This is a genomic window from Enterococcus sp. MSG3290, from assembly GCF_050555565.1.
Classification (GTDB): Bacteria; Bacillota; Bacilli; order Lactobacillales; family Enterococcaceae; genus Enterococcus_B; species Enterococcus_B faecium.
Window position 1 is genome coordinate 196,064 of the sequence record NZ_CP187862.1, and the last position, 18,342, is coordinate 214,405.

Consider the following 18,342-nt stretch of genomic DNA (forward strand, 5'->3'; position numbering starts at 1 on the left):
AAAAAACTAGTGTTAGCAGCATTTTTCTGCTAAAGTGTTTTTTGTAGATACAGAATTAGTGAGGTGAAAAAAATGGGAACATTACCAATGCTTGTGATGTTTATCGCGCTATTAGCAATGTGGTTTTTTATGTCACGTTCGCAAAAGAAACAACAGCAAGAACGTCAAAACTTGTTAGATAGCATGAAACCAGGTGATTCAGTCGTAACTATCGGCGGATTACATGGAGTTGTTTCAGAAATCGACAATGACAAACGGACAGTTGTTTTAGACTGCGAAGGGATCTTCCTTGAGTACGATCGTGCAGCAATCAAAACGGTCAAACCAGGGACTGTCGTAACAAATGATGCAACGACTACTGTTGAAACAACAGAAGAACCAGCTGAGACAGTTGAAGTAAAAACTGAAACAACAGAAACGCTGGAAGAGACAGAAGAGAAGAAAGAAAAATAAGTATCAAAGCTTATTTAAAGACGAGGTAGGGCAGAAAGATGTCCTACCTCATTTTTTATTCAAAAAAGAAAGAGATAAGAGCATGGGATATATTGCTCAATATTGAATAATCGGGTGTGTCATATAAATAATAATAAATAACTTTATATATTTTTCTATACAAACACCTGTAAATAAAGCAATTTTATATTTAAAAATAACTGTGAAAAAAATCACAAAAAAGTGTTTACATAGAAAAACAAATATTGTATGATATACATGTGAATGATTTAACAAATAACCATGACCCATTAGGAGGATAATGATGGCTAAAGTAATGGAAAAAGAAAAAACGAAGACAATTGACGTACAAGCAATGATTGATGATTTGGCAGAAAAAGCAAATGCAGCATTGAAAGAAATGGAAAGCTTTGATCAAGAAAAAGTGGACCATATCGTGCATGAAATGGCAATGGCAGCTTTAGATCAACATATGCCATTAGCGAAGATGGCTGTGGAAGAAACAGGCCGCGGTGTTTACGAAGATAAAGCAATCAAAAATATGTATGCGTCCGAATATATTTGGCATAATATCAAACATGATAAAACAGTTGGTGTGATCAATGAAGATGTCCAAAAAGGATTGATTGAAATTGCTGAACCAGTCGGTGTGGTTTGCGGAGTAACTCCAACAACGAATCCGACTTCCACAACGATTTTCAAATCAATGATCGCGTTGAAAACAAGAAATCCGATCGTTTTTGCTTTCCATCCAAGTGCCCAAAAATCTTCTGCAGAAGCAGCACGAGTAGTACGTGATGCTGCTATCGCTGCCGGAGCTCCTGAAAATTGTATCCAATGGATCGAACATCCTTCGATCGAAGCGACTTCTATGCTAATGAACCATCCAGGTATCGCGATCGTCTTAGCGACAGGTGGAGCTGGAATGGTCAAGTCTGCTTACTCTACAGGAAAACCAGCTTTAGGTGTAGGTCCAGGTAACGTACCAGCTTATATTGAAAAAACAGCAAAAATTAAACGTGCAGTGAACGATTTGATCGTTTCGAAAACATTTGATAATGGAATGATTTGTGCTTCTGAACAAGCTGTGATCGTGGATAAAGAAATCTATGCAGCAGTAAAAGCAGAATTCCAAGCACACCAAGTTTATATCGTAAAACCAGATGAATTGCAAAAATTAGAAGATGCAGTGATGAACGAAGGAAAATATGCGGTCAATCCATCAATCGTTGGACATTCTGCGATGGAAATCGCAAAATTGGCAGGAATCAGTGTACCAAAAGGAACGAAAATGCTGATTGCTGAATTGGAAGGCGTAGGCCCAGATTATCCGCTATCAAGAGAAAAACTTTCTCCAGTTCTTGCCATGATCAAAGCTAACAACACGGACCATGCGTTTGATTTGTGTGAAGGTATGTTGAATCTTGGAGGATTAGGACATACAGCAGTTATCCATTCAGAAAACGAAGAGTTGCATGTCAAATTCGGTCTTCGAATGAAAGCTTGTCGTATTTTAGTGAATACACCATCTGCAGAAGGCGGCATCGGTGATATCTATAACGAAATGATTCCGTCATTGACTTTGGGATGCGGTTCTTATGGTAAGAACTCTGTTTCTCGTAACGTCTCTGCTGTAAACTTAATCAATGTCAAAACTGTAGCGAAACGGAGAAATAACATGCAATGGTTCAAATTACCGCCAAAAATCTTCTTTGAAAAGAACTCTCTATTGTACTTAGAGAAAATGGAAAACGTTGAACGTGTCATGATCATTTGTGACCCTGGTATGGTCCAATTCGGTTACTGCGATACAGTTCGTGAAGTATTGGCACGACGTAAAAATGATGTGAAGATCGAAGTCTTCTCAGATGTTGAACCGAACCCATCGACAAATACCGTATACGCAGGAACGAAACTGATGGCAGACTTCAAGCCAGATACAGTAATCGCTCTTGGAGGCGGTTCTGCAATGGACGCAGCTAAGGGAATGTGGATGTTCTATGAACACCCAGACACATCTTTCTTTGGTGCAAAACAAAAATTCTTGGATATCCGTAAACGGACATATAAGATCGACAAACCAGAAAAAACACAATTCGTATGTATCCCGACAACATCAGGGACTGGTTCTGAAGTAACGCCATTTGCGGTCATCACTGACAGTGAAACACATGTGAAATATCCGTTAGCAGATTATGCATTGACGCCAGATGTCGCAATCGTCGATCCTCAATTCGTCATGTCAGTTCCAGCATCTGTCACAGCAGATACCGGGATGGATGTGTTAACACATGCAATCGAATCCTATGTTTCAGTCATGGCTTCAGATTATACACGTGGATTGAGCCTACAAGCAATCAAGTTAGTCTTTGACTATTTAGAAAAATCAGTAAAAACACCTGATATGGAATCACGTGAAAAAATGCACAACGCTTCTACAATGGCTGGTATGGCGTTTGCTAACGCATTCCTAGGTATTTGTCACTCAGTCGCACATAAAATCGGCGGGGAATACGGGATCCCTCATGGACGGACAAATGCGATTCTTTTACCGCATATTATCCGCTATAATGCAAAAGATCCACAAAAACATGCGATGTTCCCTAAATATGACTATTTCCGTGCAGATACAGATTACGCAGATATTGCAAAATTCTTAGGTCTGAAAGGCGAAACAACAGAGGAATTAGTCGAAGCTTTAGCAACGGCTGTTTATGAATTAGGAAAATCTGTCGGCATCAACATGAGTCTAAAAGCTCAAGGAGTCACACAAGAAACACTAGATACAACCGTAGACCGTATGGCTGAATTAGCTTACGAAGACCAATGTACGACAGCTAATCCGAAAGAACCATTGATCTCTGAATTGAAACAGATCATCATTGATGCTTACAACGGATAAGCAAAAGAAAGCGTAGAAAAAAGATAAGAAAATAGATGAAAAAGAACTTGGAAAACGTTGTTTCTCCAAGTTCTTTTTTTAATTTCCAAGTAACTGAAAGTTACTTTTGTTATTTAACATTTAGGTCAATTTTAGACAGTTTTTGTTCAAAAAGCGATATTTATAGTAGACGGTATTACTGCTATATTAAGGATATAAAATGAAAGCGTTTAAAAAGGTGGCGTAAAGATGATTATTAAAGAAGAGATTTTTGTACCTAAAGAATTAGTGAAAGAAAAAATTGACCTGCTCGTTGAAAACCTGACAACGATCAAAGACGATAATGGTGAATTTTTGTTGGACTTTGATGGACTGAAAGTAGATGACAAGAGCTGGACAGTGTGGAATTGGCCACAAGGTGTCGGTCTATATGGTATTTATAAAAATTACCAGATGACAAAAAATCCTCGCGCTTATCAAGTGGTCAATGAATGGTTTGAGGATCGTATGGAAGAAGGCGCTCCGCCCAAAAACGTCAATACAATGGCACCGCTATTGACTATGGCTTACTTGTATGAAGACACGAAAGATTCACGCTATTTGCCTTATTTAGAACAATGGGCAGAATGGGTCATGAATGACATGCCTCGGACAAATGAAGACGGGTTACAGCATGCCACATATGGACCGGAAAATAAGAATCAGTTGTGGGACGATACATTGATGATGACAGTTCTTCCTTTGGCAAAAATCGGGAAACTGTTGAATCGCCCAGAATATTTAGAAGAAGCTCGTTACCAGTTTATGATCCATATCAAATACTTGATGGATAAACGAACAGGATTGTGGTATCACGGCTGGACGTTTGAAGGAAATCATAACTATGCCGAAGCATTTTGGGCTCGTGGAAACTGCTGGTTGACGATTGCTATTCCAGAGATCATTGAAATCTTAGAATTATCGAAAGAAGATGCATTGCGCAAATTATTGATCGAAACACTTGAAGCACAAGTGCGTGCATTAAAAACTTATCAGTCTGAAAGCGGTTTATGGCATACGTTGTTGGATGATCCTTCTTCTTACGTAGAATCTTCTGCAACTGCAGGATTTGCTTACGGTATTTTGAAAGCGGTCCATAAACGTTATTTACCACAAGAATATAAAGAAGTCGCTTATCGTGCTATCCAAGGATTGCTTGAACAAATCGATGAAAAAGGAGAAGTTCAAAACGTTTCAATCGGGACAGGAATGGGGGACAGTTTAGATTTTTATCGGAATATCGGAATCACAGCAATGCCTTATGGACAGTCGTTAACGGTGCTTTGTTTGACAGAATTGCTCGTCTCTTATTGTTAAAAGAAAGGAAACCCATATGAAAAAAACATCACTGCTGTTTGCAGCAAGTTCGCTTAGCCTAGGTCTGCTAGGTCTAAGCGGCTGCGGAAATAATTCTAGTGTGGCAACTGTCGCAGATGCAGACGTAAATGAGATAGTTACCTTGCGCTTTGCTTATGCAAGCAACAGCCAGCCAGTAATTGATGCAATGAATGAATTTGGGCGTTTAGTAAAAGAAAAAACAGATGGTTCCGTACAGATCCAGTATTTCCCAGATGGACAACTGGGTGGAGAACGTGAACTGATCGAATTGACACAGTCAGGAGCAGTAGATTTCACAAAAGTAAGTGCCTCAGCGTTGGAAAGTTTCTCTAAAGATTATTCGATTTTTTCCGTTCCTTATCTATTCAATGATGAAGAACATTTCTTTAAGGTGATGGATAATGAAGAAATAATGGAGCCAATCTACCAATCGACCAAAAATTTAGGATTTACCGGATTGACCTATTATGATTCTGGTCAGCGCAGCTTTTATATGGTAGACGGTCCGATCCATACGCCGGAAGATTTGAAGGGAAAGAAGATCCGTGTGATGCAAAGCGAAACCGCTATCAAAATGGTAGAGCTTTTAGGCGGTTCGCCCGTACCTATGGGAAGTGATGAAGTGTACACGTCTCTTCAATCCAATTTGATCAACGGATCAGAAAACAATGAATTTGTCTTGTATACAGCTGGACATGGTGGTGTGGCTAAATACTATTCCTATGATGAGCATACACGTGTGCCAGATATCATCATCATGAATGATGCCATCAAAGAACAGCTAACTGATGAGCAGGAAAAAGCCATTGAAGAAGCAGCGAAAGAATCAACGGTTTTTGAAATTGAAGCTTTTGCAAAAGCAATTGAAGAAGAAAAAGCTTTAGCACAAGAAGAACATGGAGTCCAATTCAATGATGTAGATAATACACCGTTTCGAGAGGCAGTCGCACCGCTTCATGATACATTCAAAAACGATCCTGCCTACAAAGACCTTTATCAAAAGATCCAAGAGCAAGGAGCGTAGCTGTGATGAAAATGATTTTAAATAAGGTGTTAGAGATCCTAGGAGCTGTTTTGCTTGTTGGGATGGTCGCTGTCGTTTTATGGCAAGTATTTTCCAGAACGGTTTTAGGAAATCCGAATACGGTTACAGAAGAGCTTGTCCGATTCGGACTTGTCTGGTTTGCCATGTTGTCTTCTGCGTATGTTGTGGGACAAAAAGCACATTTAGCCGTAACGGTTTTAAGTGAAAAATTATCTGGTAAAAAAAGTAAGATTTTAGAAGTCGTTGTTCAAAGTTTATTTCTGGTATTTGCTGCGATGATCATGGTGTATGGCGGATGGAATGCTGTCACATTGACAATGGGACAGATCTCGCCTTCTTTAAGCATTCCGATGGGGTACGTCTATTTGTCAATACCTGTCTCAGGTATACTCATCATTATCTATAGTCTGATCAATCTAATCGATACATTAAGCAACAAGCCAGCAATTCAAGAAAAAATATAAAAATGGAGGAATAAAATGGCAATAGAAGCCGGATTAGTGTTATTTTTTGTATTTGTCGTGTTGCTTGTATTAGGGATGCCGATTGCTATAAGTATTGCGTTCTCATCAATGATGACTTTATTGTTAGTTATACCGTTTGATGTTTCTGCTTTTAGTTCAGCTCAAAAAATGGTGGGAAGTATCAACAGTTTTTCGCTCATCGCTATTCCGTTTTTCGTTCTTTCAGGTATTATCATGAATAATGGAGGGATAGCCAAGAAACTAGTGGATTTTGCGATGTTGTTTGTCGGACGCGTACCGGGGGCTTTGGCTCATACGAATGTGTTAGGGAATGCTTTATTTGGTTCCATCTCTAGCTCAGCCATTGCCGCTTCTACCGCGATTGGCGGAGTCTTGATCCCTCAGCAAGTGGAAGAAGGATATGACCGGAAGTTTGCGACAGCGGTCAATATCGCGTCAGCTCCGACAGGTATGGTCATTCCTCCAAGTACTGCTTTTATCATGTATTCACTTGTTGCTGGTGGTGCTTCGATTTCGGCTTTATTTATGGGAGGTTATCTCGTAGGGGCTTTGTGGGCACTAGGAATCATGCTAGTAGCATTCATCGTTGCTAAAAAGAATAAATACCCTGTTGTCGAAAAAGGACAGATGGCTCATGCTGGAAAAATAATAAAAGAGGCGATTCCTAGCCTTCTATTGATTGTCATCATTATCGGTGGTATCTTGACGGGGATATTTACAGCAGTAGAAGCTTCAGCGATAGCTGTCATTTACTCCCTGTTGATTGCTATGTTTTACTATAAAACGGTAAAACTAAAAGATATACCTAATATGTTGTTTCAATCAGTAGCAATGTCAGGGACGATCATGTTCTTATTAGCAACTTCTTCCATGATGTCTTTCGCCATGGCGTTTACCGGTATTCCTCAGGCAATTAGTTCGTTGATTATGGGCGTAACGGATAATAAGCTAGTGATTCTGTTATTAGTCAATCTTGTGTTATTACTGGTGGGTATGTTTATGGATGTGGCGCCTGCTATCTTGATTTTTACACCAATATTTTTACCAATCGTCACAAGTGTAGGGGTTGATCCTGTACATTACGGGTTGTTTTCAATCATGAATCTGTGTGTAGGATCCATCACGCCGCCTGTAGGTACAGGGCTATATGTCGGTGCAAGTGTAGGAGGCGTAAAAGCAGAGGCAATGCTGAAACCACTTCTTCCGTTTTATGGGATTATCCTAGTTGTCTTGTTTTTGATTACCTATTTCCCGCAAATCGTCATGTGGCTACCCAATATGCTGAGTTAGGAGAATAATTATGTTAAACATTACAATTAGAGGACATGATCTTTCCCAAGTCCAAACGATAGAAGATCTTGCAGAAAAAACAAAAGAACAAGGGATCCATACACTGCAGCTCGCCTTAGGTCTTTCGTTTCCTGCAATACCTTCTGGCGCAAATGAAATCAATTCTGGGATGGGAAATTATGTCAAACGAGTTTTAGAAAAGCAAGAAGTGACTGTAGGAATTTTAAGTTGCTATATCAATATGATTCATCCAGATTTAACGATACGAGAAGAGTTGCTGACAAAGTTCGAGCAGTATCTTCGCTATGCTTCTTCCTTTGGTGCGTCGATGGTTGCTTCGGAAACTGGATGTGTCTTGCCGGAAATCCAATATACGGAAGAAAATTTCACAGATGAAGCATTTGCTGAAGCAGTGTCCGTTATCCGTCGCTTGGTAAAAGCTGGAGAAAAATACCAAATGATGGTGGGGATAGAACCAGGTTTGAATCATCCGGTGTATTCTTTAGCAAGAGTAGAGCAGCTGATCCAAGCAGTGGATTCGGACTATCTGGGAATCATTTTAGATCCGACAAATTTGATCACAAGTACTGATTATCAAGAACAAGTCCAATTGGTAGAAGAAGCTTTTGAGCGTTTTGGTGAAAAAATATGTGCGGTTCATTTGAAAGATTTTCGTGTCGAACAGGAAAAAATCGTGCCGGTAAATTTGGGAGACGGTATGATCGAGTACACAAAAATCAAAGAAATCATCAAGAAGAACCGTCCGTATCTGTATGTGGTTCTTGAAGAAACAAAAGATGATGGGATTCGTTATGGAAGAAGTCTTCTTGAATAATGTAAAGAAGACATTGATTAACTAATATTTAGAATGGAGGGGGCGGGGCTAGAAGATGTCACGTCTCTTCTTTTTTATAAGAGTATATAAAAGCAGCTCTTTTTGATTACAAAAAACGTGGTATAATAAAATTGTGCATAAGTGAACAAAAGGAGGTGCGGCACATGCTCCAAAAGAAAATCAGCGGTGAACAAGTCAATACGATGGTTTCTGATCAGTATGAAATCTATCATGTCAAAGATGTCGTCAGCCAAAATAAAACGATCTATCATCATCATGATTTCTATGAGATCCATGCTACATTAAAGGGAGAAGCGACTTTTTATTTGGACGGACGACAATTTACGATCAAAGCAGGAAGTGTGCTGCTCATCCATTCCAATGATTTGCATCGTATCGTCCGCCAATCTTCAGATGTATTCGAGCGTGTCTATATCTTTGTCACCCCTTCTTTTCTAGAAAGTCGTTCCACGCCATGGTCTAATCTATCGGCTTGTTTTCAACCAATGGGAGAGAAGAGGAGTCGTGTATTGCAAATAGAACAGGAAGTATTGAAGCAAAAATTATCATTTATCGACCATCCTCCTGATAAAAAAATTTACGGTGAAGACATAAAATATGAACAAGCTCTGGTAGAATACTTGATTTTTCTCAATCAAGTTGTACAAAAAGAAGAGAGTGCGCAAGAACAGAATGCTGTAGTTCCTAATGAGCGTGTGGAACAAATGTTACAATATATCTCAAAAAATTTATCTCATCCGCTTTCTTTAGAGGAAATGGAAAAGCAGTTTTTTGTCAGCAAATACCATATCACACGAGAATTTAAAAAGTACACTGGATTTACGTTTCATCAGTATGTAATGAAGAAAAAGCTGATCTATGCCAAGCACTTGTTGCGAGAATACCGCAGCTCTAGTGCTGTATATAGTAAAAGTGGTTTTTCTTCTTATCCGCATTTTCTGAAAGCATTCAAGAGAGAGTTCGGCATAACGCCTAAAGAATTTTTGAAACGTGATACACAGAAACAGTTGGTTCATTATGAACATTTTGAAGATGAACAATGAGAATGATCACTAAAAAATAACCGCAGTAGCTGCTGTTGTTTACATAGAAGCAGAAACTGCGGTTATTTTATTTTTATCTATATATTTCAAAATATTTTGAAAAAATGACGTACATATTATATGAATCAGCTGAATTTACGAAAGTCTCTCGGCGATAGTCCTGTTTTTGCTTTGAACAGGCGGCTAAAGTAAGCAAAATTCTCAATCCCTATTTCTTCGGAAATCATTCGAACCGTAAATTCTGTATACCGAAGAAGGTCTTTAGCGTAAGAAAGTTTTTTGCTGATCAAATAATCGATTGGTGGAGAACCGATAAATTTGGAAAAATCTTTGCTCAGCTGATATTTATTCAATAAGAATTGTTGTTCTAATTGATCAAGTGTAATCGTTTCTTTGAAATGTTCGTCTAAGTATTGCTTCAGTTTGTAAACGTAGGCGGGAATATCCTCTTCTTCGAAATCTAGCTGATACTTTTGCAAAATCAGTTCATTCAGCAACTCGTGGATAGCTACAGAGGACTGGAAATCGGTACGGGCATTCGTGCCTTGTTGCATGTGGATCAATTCTGTGATCAAATGGTGGATCTTGTTTTCTGATGGATCCCCTGTTGAATGGAAGGTGTTATGGCCGTCTTTTGTGAACTCCTGATAAAATGATTGGACGTTCTGACCATTCAAATGGATCCAATCCATTTCCCATGGTTCTTCGCTGATCGTTTGATAACGCTGATATTCTTGGCAGTCAATAAAAAATAAGTCTCCAGCTTTTAGCTGTTGCTGATTATCATTATATGTAAGCGAACCTTCGCCAGACAAAGTAAACTTTATCAAGTAAGAAGGTAAATGTGCTCGTTCAGTATAGTAAGGGATTGGTGCTTTGAAGTAACCGATTTCTTGGATATAAAAAAATAAATTCCTGCTTCTTTGTGTAGGCGTCAAGATCACTCTTTTTGAGTCTTCCGACCATGAGTGGTTGGCTTTTTCCCAGTAATCCATGTAAACACTCCCAACTTGTCAAGATAATGCAATTATATACCAAAATAGTGTGAAGCAAAATATAAGATTCTGTATTATGATAGCATTGTTAATAAATGATAACGCTTTATTAATAAAGTGCTAATCAACAATAAAGTAAAAGAGGTGGAGAAATGAATCCAACATTTGTTGCCATCGATATCGGTGCATCAAGCGGACGACTAATGAAAAGTACGAGGGATGCAAAAGGTTCTTTGATCTTGGAAGAAGTACACCGGTTCAAAAACGGCTTTCGGAACAAAGACGGTCACGATCGCTGGAAGATCGATTATCTTATCAAAGAGATTTTGATTGGATTTGAAAAATTAAAGCAGACAGGGATTGATCGTCTTTTTGCGGGGATCGATACATGGGCAGTCGATTACTGTCTGATTGACGAACAAGGGGATCGGATAAATGATCCGATTGCTTATCGGGACAAGCGTACCAATGGAGCAGTAGAACAGTTTTCTGAAATCTATTCTCTAGATAAGTTGTATGAGCAGACAGGGATTCAGATCCAGCCTTTCAATACCTTGTTCCAATTGTTTGCTGAAGAAAAAGAAAATTTGGCAAAAGCACATAAATTGTTACTGATACCTGATTATTTAGGGTATGTCTTTACTGGTAACATGGTGACGGAGAAAACTAATGCATCTACTATGCAGCTGCTGAATGCAGGGACAAAAGAATGGGAAATAGAACTTCTTGAAAAAATCGGTGTCTCGAAGGAATTATTTCCACCATTGACAGAGCCGGGAACGATACTAGGAGATCTGCAAAAAGAACAATTTTCAAAATATGATTTGCCAGATGTGACCTTTATCACAGTAGCAAGTCATGATACGGCGTCAGCTGTATTAGGAACGCCAGGTCAAGGAGAACGTTGGGGTTATATCAGCAGTGGGACATGGTCGCTTTTAGGGATTGAAACAAAGATCGCCAATGTTTCTCGCAATGCTTTTTCTGAAAATTATACGAATGAATGGGGTGCCCATAACACGGTGCGTTTTTTGAAAAACATCATGGGGATGTGGTTGATCCAGGAAGTTGCCCGAATGCAAGAGTACGAGTACAGTTATGCGGAATTGGCAGAGCTTGCTGCAAAAGAAAAACCGCTGCAGCAAGTGATGGAAATCAATGACCCTCGATTTTTGAATCCCCAAAATATGATAGAAGAGATTCAGCAATACTGTTTTGAAACAGAGCAGCCAGTCCCTGTCTCACCGGGAGCTATCGCTCGTTGTGTGTATGATAATCTTGCTCTTTGTTACGCACAAGAGCTGATCAAAGTAGAACACTTAACTGGAACGAAATTGGAAAAGCTGCACATCGTAGGGGGCGGATCGAATAATCGTCTACTGAATCAATTGACAGCAGATTATGCCGGAATCATTGTAGAAGCAGGTCCTAGTGAAGCCACAGCAATCGGGAATGTTGCCATGCAAATGCTCAGTACAGGTCAGTTTTCGAATATAGAACAAGCAAGAAATGTAATCAAACAGTCGTTTCCATGTGAAACTTTTTACCCAGATGAAAATAAGCAAAACACGATGGAATGGTACGTGAATAAAATCAAAGGAGTAATCGTATGAACACGATTGAAAAAAATTACGAACAAGCAAAAGAAAAATATGCAACTATCGGTGTAGATACAGATGCTGTACTAGAAAAGATACAGGACATCAAAATTTCTATGCATTGCTGGCAAGGAGATGATGTCAAAGGTTTCTTGACACCGGATGGCGAATTGACCGGTGGAATCATGGCGACAGGGAATTTTCCAGGAGCCGCACGAACACCTGAAGAGCTTAGACAAGATCTGGAGAAAGCTTATTCGTTGATACCGGGCAAACACAAATTGAACCTTCATGCTATCTATTTGGATACAGAAGAATCTGTCGATCTAAATGAAATTGAGCCGAAACATTTTGAAAAATGGGTAGAGTGGGCAAAAAAAGAAGAAATCGGTCTTGATTTCAATCCGACTTTCTTTTCGCATCCAATGATGAAAGACGGCTTTACATTGGCTCATCCAGATAAAGAAATTCGTGAATACTGGATCGAACACGGGAAAAGAAGCCGCAAAATCGCGGAGTACTTTGGGAAAGAAACTGGACAAACAAGTATCAATAACTTTTGGGTACCTGATGGGATGAAAGATAATCCGATTGATCGTTTTACCCCACGGAAACGTTTAATGAAATCACTCGATGAAATTTTTACAGAAGAGTTAGATGAACGGTATGTACAAGATGCAGTAGAAAGCAAACTATTTGGTTTAGGCGCTGAAGCTTATACAGTCGGTTCTCATGAATTTTATATGGGTTACGGGTTGACTCGTGACAAACTTGTTTGTCTAGATGCTGGACATTTTCATCCAACAGAAGTGATTTCCAATAAATTATCTTCATTAGCTTTATTCAGCAAAGGAATCATGCTGCATGTTTCCCGTCCAGTGCGTTGGGATTCAGACCATGTGGTTTTGATGGATGATGAATTGCAGGAAATCGCTAAAGAATTAGTCCGTAACGAATTGTTGGAAAAAACAAATATCGGTCTGGATTTCTTTGATGCAACGATCAACCGTATCGCTGCTTGGGTCATCGGTACGAGAAATACACAAAAAGCACTGCTGAAAGCTATGCTGGAACCAGTTGAGCGATTGAAAGAAATGGAGCTGGCTTTTGACTTTACTTCAAGAATGGCTTATACGGAAGAATTGAAAGATTTCCCGTATGCCGATGTATGGAATTATTTCTGTTACAAAAATCAAGTTCCAGTTGGTTTGGATTGGCTGGAAGAAGTCCAGGAATATCAAAAAGACGTGTTGGAATTAAGAAAATAGGAGTGTGGCTATATTGAAAAAAATAGATATTTTACAAGCGCCTTATGTGAAAGAAATGATCGAAACGACGTCGAATCTTTATCGCTTGGGATGGGATGAAAGAAATGGCGGGAATATTTCTTATTTACTAAAAGAAGAAGAGATCACACCGTTCTTGGATCCTGAAAAAGTGATCCGCCGCATCTCGATGATTTTTGATGCCAGCCGTTTAGCAGGATGCTATTTTATTGTAACTGGTTCAGGAAGATATTTTAAAAATGTAGCGAGCGAACCTGCCGAGAATCTTGGAATCGTTCGAGTTGCTGAAGATGGCAAAACACTGGAACTTTTGTGGGGGCTGGAAAACGAATGCCTTCCTACAAGCGAGTTGCCAAGTCATTTCATGAGTCATATCGCCCGTTTAGAAGTAGACCCAGATAATCGGATCGTTATGCATTGCCATGCTAGTCATCTATTAGCGATGAGTTTTACGCATGAATTAGACGAACGTTCCTTTAGTCGTACGCTATGGCAAATGTGTACGGAATGCTTAGTTGTTTTTCCAGAAGGAATTTCCATCATTCCGTGGATGGTTCCGGGAACAAATGAGATTGGGGAAGCAACAGCTGAAAAAATGAAAGAAACTCGATTGGTTTTATGGCCACAACATGGAATCTACGGGTCAGGAAAAGACATGGATGAAGTCTTTGGTTTGATCGAGACAGCAGAAAAAGCAGCAGAAGTCTATACGTACGTCAAAGCGCAAGGACCCATCTTGCAAACAATCACAGACGAGAATCTGTGGCGCTTAGCAGATGCGTTTGGTGTTACTCCGAAAGCAGGTTATTTGGAGGAAGTTCATACGAAAGCAGGTGTCTGACATGGTGAAAAAAGCTTTTTGCATGAAAGTTTACCCAGAAAAACAAGAAGAATACAAAAAAAGACATGATGAACTTTGGCCAGAAATGCGTACAGCACTTCGTGAACACGGGGTCATCGACTATTCGATCTATCTTGATCCGAGTATAAGTTTGTTATTTGGTTACTTAGTGATCGAAGATGAAAAGTTATGGGAAAAAATGGCAAATACATCTATCAATCAAAAATGGTGGAAGTACATGGAAGATATCATGGAGACAAATCCAGATGCCTCTCCAGTCAGTTGGGAATTGATGCCAGTCTTTGAACTGTAGTAACAAGCAACTGGGCAACCGGTTGCTTGGGGTTCTTTCGTTTTTATTGTGAAAAATAATACAAATTAGGAGGAATAAAAAATGAGTAATCGAATGATTTTAAATGAAACATCGTATTTTGGAAAAGGAGCGATTGAGTCGATCGTCCCTGAATTTCAGCAGCGAGGATTCAGCAAAGCAGCTGTCATTACTGACAAAGGATTGATCGAGCACGGTATAGCAACAAAAGTAACAGAACTTCTAGATAAAGCAGCAATCGATTATGCTTTATACGACGGGATCGTACCTAATCCAACGATCCAAAATGTAAAAGATGGAGTGGCTTTTGTTAAAGAGGCAGAGGCAGACTGTTTGATCGCAATCGGTGGAGGTTCGCCAATCGATACGGCAAAAGCCATTGGGATTATTTTGACGAATCCAGAGTTTTCAGACGTCATTAGTTTAGAAGGTGTTGCTGATACGAAAAATCCATGTTTACCTATATTAGCTATACCAACGACTTCTGGAACAGCAGCAGAAGTAACGATCAACTACGTCATCACAGATGAAGTAAATCACCGAAAATTTGTTTGTGTTGATCCTCATGATATCCCAATCGTCGCGTTCATCGACAGCGATATGATGATGGGAATGCCGAAAAAATTGGCTGCATCAACAGGTATGGATGCTATGACGCATGCTATTGAAGGGTTTATCACAAAAGGCGCTTGGGAAATGACTGATATGCTGCATTTAAAAGCAATCGAAATCATCGGTCATTCTTTGGAAGCTTCTGTAGATGGCGATCAAAATGGGCGAGAAAAAATGGCATTAGGACAGTATATTGCGGGAATGGGCTTCTCAAATGTCGGTTTAGGACTGGTACACGGGATGGCTCACCCGTTAAGTGCATGGTACAACATTCCTCATGGCGTAGCGTGTGCAGCACTTTTGCCAACTGTCATGAAATATAACAAAGAATATACTGGAGAAAAGTACCGTGAGATCGCTCTTGTTCTAGGGATTAAAGGAGCAGCTGAAATGTCTTTAGAAGATGTAAGAGAAGCGGCTTGTGGTGAGATCGATCGGTTGAGCAAAGCGGTTGGAATCCCAGAAACCATTTCTGAATTAGGTGTAAAAGAAGCAGATATCCCAGCAATTGCAGAAGATGCTTTGCGAGATGTATGCACACCAGGAAATCCAAGAGAAACGACAGTAGAAGAAATCATTGCTTTATATCAAAGTTTGATGTAAAAACGAAGCGGATCTTCAGCATTAAATTGCCTGTAAAGAGAAATGGTAGTTTATATCTGGATATCTCTTTTAAATTGATGGTATTTCCGCTATAATTTTTCTTATAAAGAAATAGGAGAATATTATATGGAAAATAAAAAGCCTTATGGAACTGTATTGATCAAAGCCTCTAAAATACTAGACTATTTAGCGGAAAACCAAGATGTCTCTTTGCAGACGATCGCAAAGGGTGTGGGAATGACCTCTTCTACAGTCTTGAAAATACTAGATACTTTGCTGATGATCGGCTACGTAAATAAAAATTCAGAGAAAAACTATCGTTTAGGTGCAAAGCTTATTCGCTACGCGAATAAAAACATTGAACAAATCGATTTGGTAGAGTTGACTTTACCGTTTTTAGAACAGCTGCAGCAAAAGATCGATGAGACTATCCACTTAGGAGTATTGGACAACAATGAGATCTTGTACGTGAACAAACTAGATCCAAAACATCAAACGATCCGCATGTCTTCAAAAATCGGAATCACCCGACCATTATACAATTCTGCGATGGGCAAAGCCGTATTAGCAGAATTCAGTGAAGAGCAGTACACTGATTATCTTGAAAAGCATCCGTTGATCCCTTACACAGAATATACGATCACCAATGCATTACGGTTGAAAAAGGAAATCCAAACGGTAAAAGAAACCCACATCGCATTTGACGATGAAGAAATCGAACGTGATATTTTTTGTATAGGAGCCTCAATCGTGAAAAACGAACAAATCATTGGTGCATTTAGTGTAAGTATGCCGAAATATCGTTTAACAGATGAGACAAAAGAACAAATAATCAGTGCCCTCAAGCAAACAAAAAGCGAAATCGAGCAAAGAATTCAAAAATAATGAAAAAGCGTTTGCAATTTTTCTTTTCTGCCGTATAATATGGGTATAGATTTCCAAGTTATAAAATAAAATTTCTAAATAGGAAATAGGTGGAGAAGATGAAAAAAATTGATATTTTATCTCGATTGAAAAACGCCGGAGTGATTGCGGTGGTACGCGGAAAAAGCAAAGAAGAAGCTTTAAATGCTTGCCACGCAATCATCAAAGGTGGTCTAACTGGTATTGAGTTGACTTTTACAGTCCCTCAAGCAGATCAAGTAATCAAAGAACTTTTGTCATTCTACAAAGACCAACCAGAAATAGTGATTGGCGCAGGCACAGTATTAGACGCTGTCACAGCTCGCTTGGCTATCTTAGCTGGCGCAGAGTATATTGTTAGCCCTTCCTTTGATCAAGAAACGGCAGAGATGTGCAATCTGTATCAAATTCCTTACTTACCAGGATGTATGACTATTACCGAGATCAAAACAGCGCTGAAAAGCGGGGTAGATATCGTCAAACTATTTCCTGGAAGCGCTTATGGACCAAGTATCATTTCTGCCTTCAAGGCGCCGATGCCTCAAGTCAATATCATGCCAACTGGCGGTGTGAGTCTGGACAATATGAAAGAGTGGTTCGATGCTGGTGTCGTAACAGTCGGAGTAGGTGGGAACCTTTTAGCACCCGCAGCTACAGGAGATTTCGACAAAGTAACGGAAGTCGCGCAACAGTATGCAGCAAAAATGAAAGAAATCAAGAGGTAGCTGCTTATGGGAAAAGTAGTGACACTCGGAGAAATCATGTTGCGATTGTCCACAGAGCAGGGAACCCGTATCGATTCAAGTGAACGATTCGCTGCCCATTATGGCGGAGGGGAAGCAAACGTAGCAATTTCTTTAGCTAATTACGGACATGAAGCGATTTTTGCTACAAAAGTACCTGATAACGCATTGGGAAAAGCAGTCAAAAAGCACTTGCAATGTTATGGAGTAGATACGAAACAGGTATTATCTGGTGGATCAAGACTAGGTACTTATTATATGGAAACTGGTAGTGGCGAACGCGCCGCCTCAGTGATCTATGATCGTGCCGGATCAAGTTTTGCTGAAATGGATCATTTGGAATGGTCGCTAGAGGAGTTATTCCAAGGAATAGATATATTTCATGTTTCAGGAATCACCCCAGCTTTGTCTAAAAAATGGCAAAAAATGACGAAACAGGTGATAGAAGCTGCAAAAAAAGCTGGCTGCCTGATCAGCTTCGATATCAACTATCGTGGAAAATTATGGACACAGCAAGAAGCCAGCGAAGTAATCCATCAGCTTTTACCTTTAGTAGATATCTGCTCAGCTGGAAAAATGGATGCTCTTTATTTGTTAGGTATCGAGAAAGCGCCAGAAGCAGAAGAACAACCTCTAATTTATTATTATCAAAAAATGCAGGAAAAGTTCCCGAATATTCAGGTGTTTTATTCGACCAAGCGTACCGTTCATTCAGCAAGTGAAAATGAATTGAAGGGGACATTGTGGATGAACCATGAATATGTGGAATCCCAAGTCCATAGAATCACCCCAATCGTGGATCGAGTAGGTGGCGGAGATGCTTTTGCAGGTGGCGTGCTCCATGGGATTTTATCCAATATGTCTCCGCAAGAAATCATTGATTTTGCTACGGCAGCTTCTGCCTTGAAGCATACGATCCATGGGGACTGCAACCAATTTAGTCAAGAAGAAGTCGCACAATTTTTAGCATGCGGCTCTGGAAAAATCATTCGATAGAAGG

At 39.6% G+C, this 18,342-nt stretch carries 17 protein-coding genes; 16 read left to right on the forward strand and 1 reads right to left on the reverse strand.

Annotated elements, in window-relative coordinates; genetic code table 11:
- The first annotated feature begins 72 nt into the window (after positions 1-72).
- From yajC to IGL31_RS00990, 8 genes are all read left to right on the forward strand, one after another.
- Positions 73-453 carry a preprotein translocase subunit YajC gene (gene yajC / locus IGL31_RS00955; protein WP_002300794.1) on the forward strand — a complete coding sequence of 127 codons (381 nt, stop codon included), beginning with the start codon at positions 73-75 and terminating at the stop codon, positions 451-453.
- A 304-nt stretch (positions 454-757) separates the two neighbouring features.
- A complete protein-coding gene (gene adhE, locus IGL31_RS00960) occupies positions 758-3,355 on the forward strand; it encodes a bifunctional acetaldehyde-CoA/alcohol dehydrogenase (RefSeq protein ID WP_002328050.1) in 2,598 nt (865 codons plus the stop codon).
- A gap of 228 nt (positions 3,356-3,583) precedes the next feature.
- On the forward strand, positions 3,584-4,690 hold the full coding sequence (locus tag IGL31_RS00965; protein ID WP_002288261.1) for a glycoside hydrolase family 88/105 protein: 1,107 nt from the start codon (positions 3,584-3,586) through the stop codon (positions 4,688-4,690).
- Positions 4,691-4,706: 16 nt separating this feature from the next.
- Positions 4,707-5,735, forward strand: a complete 1,029-nt coding sequence (locus IGL31_RS00970; RefSeq protein ID WP_010717980.1) for a TRAP transporter substrate-binding protein — start codon at positions 4,707-4,709, stop codon at positions 5,733-5,735.
- Positions 5,736-5,740: 5 nt separating this feature from the next.
- Complete coding sequence (locus IGL31_RS00975) at positions 5,741-6,220, forward strand: TRAP transporter small permease (protein WP_002328053.1); 480 nt, start codon at positions 5,741-5,743, stop codon at positions 6,218-6,220.
- Positions 6,221-6,235: 15 nt separating this feature from the next.
- Positions 6,236-7,531, forward strand: coding sequence for a TRAP transporter large permease (locus tag IGL31_RS00980; RefSeq protein ID WP_002329715.1), 1,296 nt, complete (start codon positions 6,236-6,238; stop codon positions 7,529-7,531).
- Between the two features lie 10 nt (positions 7,532-7,541).
- Positions 7,542-8,366 carry a sugar phosphate isomerase/epimerase family protein gene (locus IGL31_RS00985; RefSeq protein WP_002307412.1) on the forward strand — a complete coding sequence of 275 codons (825 nt, stop codon included), beginning with the start codon at positions 7,542-7,544 and terminating at the stop codon, positions 8,364-8,366.
- Positions 8,367-8,530: 164 nt separating this feature from the next.
- The gene (locus tag IGL31_RS00990) at positions 8,531-9,430 is read left to right on the forward strand and encodes an AraC family transcriptional regulator (protein WP_086299925.1); all 900 of its coding nucleotides are present in this window, start codon (positions 8,531-8,533) and stop codon (positions 9,428-9,430) included.
- Between the two features lie 125 nt (positions 9,431-9,555).
- Here IGL31_RS00990 and IGL31_RS00995 read toward each other — a convergent pair whose 3' ends face one another.
- Positions 9,556-10,425, reverse strand: a complete 870-nt coding sequence (locus IGL31_RS00995) for an AraC family transcriptional regulator (RefSeq protein WP_002298317.1) — start codon at positions 10,423-10,425, stop codon at positions 9,556-9,558.
- 152 nt (positions 10,426-10,577) lie between these two features.
- Between IGL31_RS00995 and rhaB the strand changes: the two genes are divergently transcribed.
- From rhaB to IGL31_RS01035, 8 genes are all read left to right on the forward strand, one after another.
- Positions 10,578-12,038, forward strand: a complete 1,461-nt coding sequence (gene rhaB, locus IGL31_RS01000) for a rhamnulokinase (protein WP_002338612.1) — start codon at positions 10,578-10,580, stop codon at positions 12,036-12,038.
- Positions 12,035-13,291: an L-rhamnose isomerase gene (gene rhaA / locus IGL31_RS01005; RefSeq protein ID WP_002340123.1), complete on the forward strand. Its 1,257-nt coding sequence runs from the start codon at positions 12,035-12,037 to the stop codon at positions 13,289-13,291. Before rhaB ends, rhaA begins: the two co-directional genes overlap by 4 nt.
- Positions 13,292-13,304: 13 nt before the next feature.
- Positions 13,305-14,150, forward strand: a complete 846-nt coding sequence (rhaD, locus tag IGL31_RS01010) for a rhamnulose-1-phosphate aldolase (protein WP_002328056.1) — start codon at positions 13,305-13,307, stop codon at positions 14,148-14,150.
- Position 14,151: 1 nt separating this feature from the next.
- Positions 14,152-14,463, forward strand: a complete 312-nt coding sequence (rhaM, locus tag IGL31_RS01015) for an L-rhamnose mutarotase (RefSeq protein ID WP_002298313.1) — start codon at positions 14,152-14,154, stop codon at positions 14,461-14,463.
- An 81-nt stretch (positions 14,464-14,544) separates the two neighbouring features.
- Entirely contained in the window at positions 14,545-15,696 is a 1,152-nt protein-coding gene (gene fucO / locus IGL31_RS01020) for a lactaldehyde reductase (RefSeq protein WP_002325229.1), read from the forward strand.
- Positions 15,697-15,822: 126 nt separating this feature from the next.
- Positions 15,823-16,581, forward strand: coding sequence for an IclR family transcriptional regulator (locus tag IGL31_RS01025; RefSeq protein WP_002294170.1), 759 nt, complete (start codon positions 15,823-15,825; stop codon positions 16,579-16,581).
- Between the two features lie 98 nt (positions 16,582-16,679).
- Positions 16,680-17,324: a bifunctional 4-hydroxy-2-oxoglutarate aldolase/2-dehydro-3-deoxy-phosphogluconate aldolase gene (locus IGL31_RS01030; RefSeq protein WP_002288242.1), complete on the forward strand. Its 645-nt coding sequence runs from the start codon at positions 16,680-16,682 to the stop codon at positions 17,322-17,324.
- 6 nt (positions 17,325-17,330) lie between these two features.
- A complete protein-coding gene (locus tag IGL31_RS01035; RefSeq protein WP_002288240.1) occupies positions 17,331-18,338 on the forward strand; it encodes a sugar kinase in 1,008 nt (335 codons plus the stop codon).
- Positions 18,339-18,342 lie beyond the last annotated feature (4 nt).

Bases quoted from the DNA above. Each gene is read 5' to 3' on its own strand.
- yajC (WP_002300794.1), top strand. From the start codon at position 73: ATGGGAACATTACCAATGCTTGTGATGTTTATCGCGCTATTAGCAATG.
- adhE (WP_002328050.1), top strand. From the start codon at position 758: ATGGCTAAAGTAATGGAAAAAGAAAAAACGAAGACAATTGACGTACAA.
- IGL31_RS00965 (WP_002288261.1), top strand. From the start codon at position 3,584: ATGATTATTAAAGAAGAGATTTTTGTACCTAAAGAATTAGTGAAAGAA.
- IGL31_RS00970 (WP_010717980.1), top strand. From the start codon at position 4,707: ATGAAAAAAACATCACTGCTGTTTGCAGCAAGTTCGCTTAGCCTAGGT.
- IGL31_RS00975 (WP_002328053.1), top strand. From the start codon at position 5,741: ATGAAAATGATTTTAAATAAGGTGTTAGAGATCCTAGGAGCTGTTTTG.
- IGL31_RS00980 (WP_002329715.1), top strand. From the start codon at position 6,236: ATGGCAATAGAAGCCGGATTAGTGTTATTTTTTGTATTTGTCGTGTTG.
- IGL31_RS00985 (WP_002307412.1), top strand. From the start codon at position 7,542: ATGTTAAACATTACAATTAGAGGACATGATCTTTCCCAAGTCCAAACG.
- IGL31_RS00990 (WP_086299925.1), top strand. From the start codon at position 8,531: ATGCTCCAAAAGAAAATCAGCGGTGAACAAGTCAATACGATGGTTTCT.
- IGL31_RS00995 (WP_002298317.1), bottom strand. From the start codon at position 10,425: ATGGATTACTGGGAAAAAGCCAACCACTCATGGTCGGAAGACTCAAAA.
- rhaB (WP_002338612.1), top strand. From the start codon at position 10,578: ATGAATCCAACATTTGTTGCCATCGATATCGGTGCATCAAGCGGACGA.
- rhaA (WP_002340123.1), top strand. From the start codon at position 12,035: ATGAACACGATTGAAAAAAATTACGAACAAGCAAAAGAAAAATATGCA.
- rhaM (WP_002298313.1), top strand. From the start codon at position 14,152: ATGGTGAAAAAAGCTTTTTGCATGAAAGTTTACCCAGAAAAACAAGAA.
- fucO (WP_002325229.1), top strand. From the start codon at position 14,545: ATGAGTAATCGAATGATTTTAAATGAAACATCGTATTTTGGAAAAGGA.
- IGL31_RS01025 (WP_002294170.1), top strand. From the start codon at position 15,823: ATGGAAAATAAAAAGCCTTATGGAACTGTATTGATCAAAGCCTCTAAA.
- IGL31_RS01030 (WP_002288242.1), top strand. From the start codon at position 16,680: ATGAAAAAAATTGATATTTTATCTCGATTGAAAAACGCCGGAGTGATT.
- IGL31_RS01035 (WP_002288240.1), top strand. From the start codon at position 17,331: ATGGGAAAAGTAGTGACACTCGGAGAAATCATGTTGCGATTGTCCACA.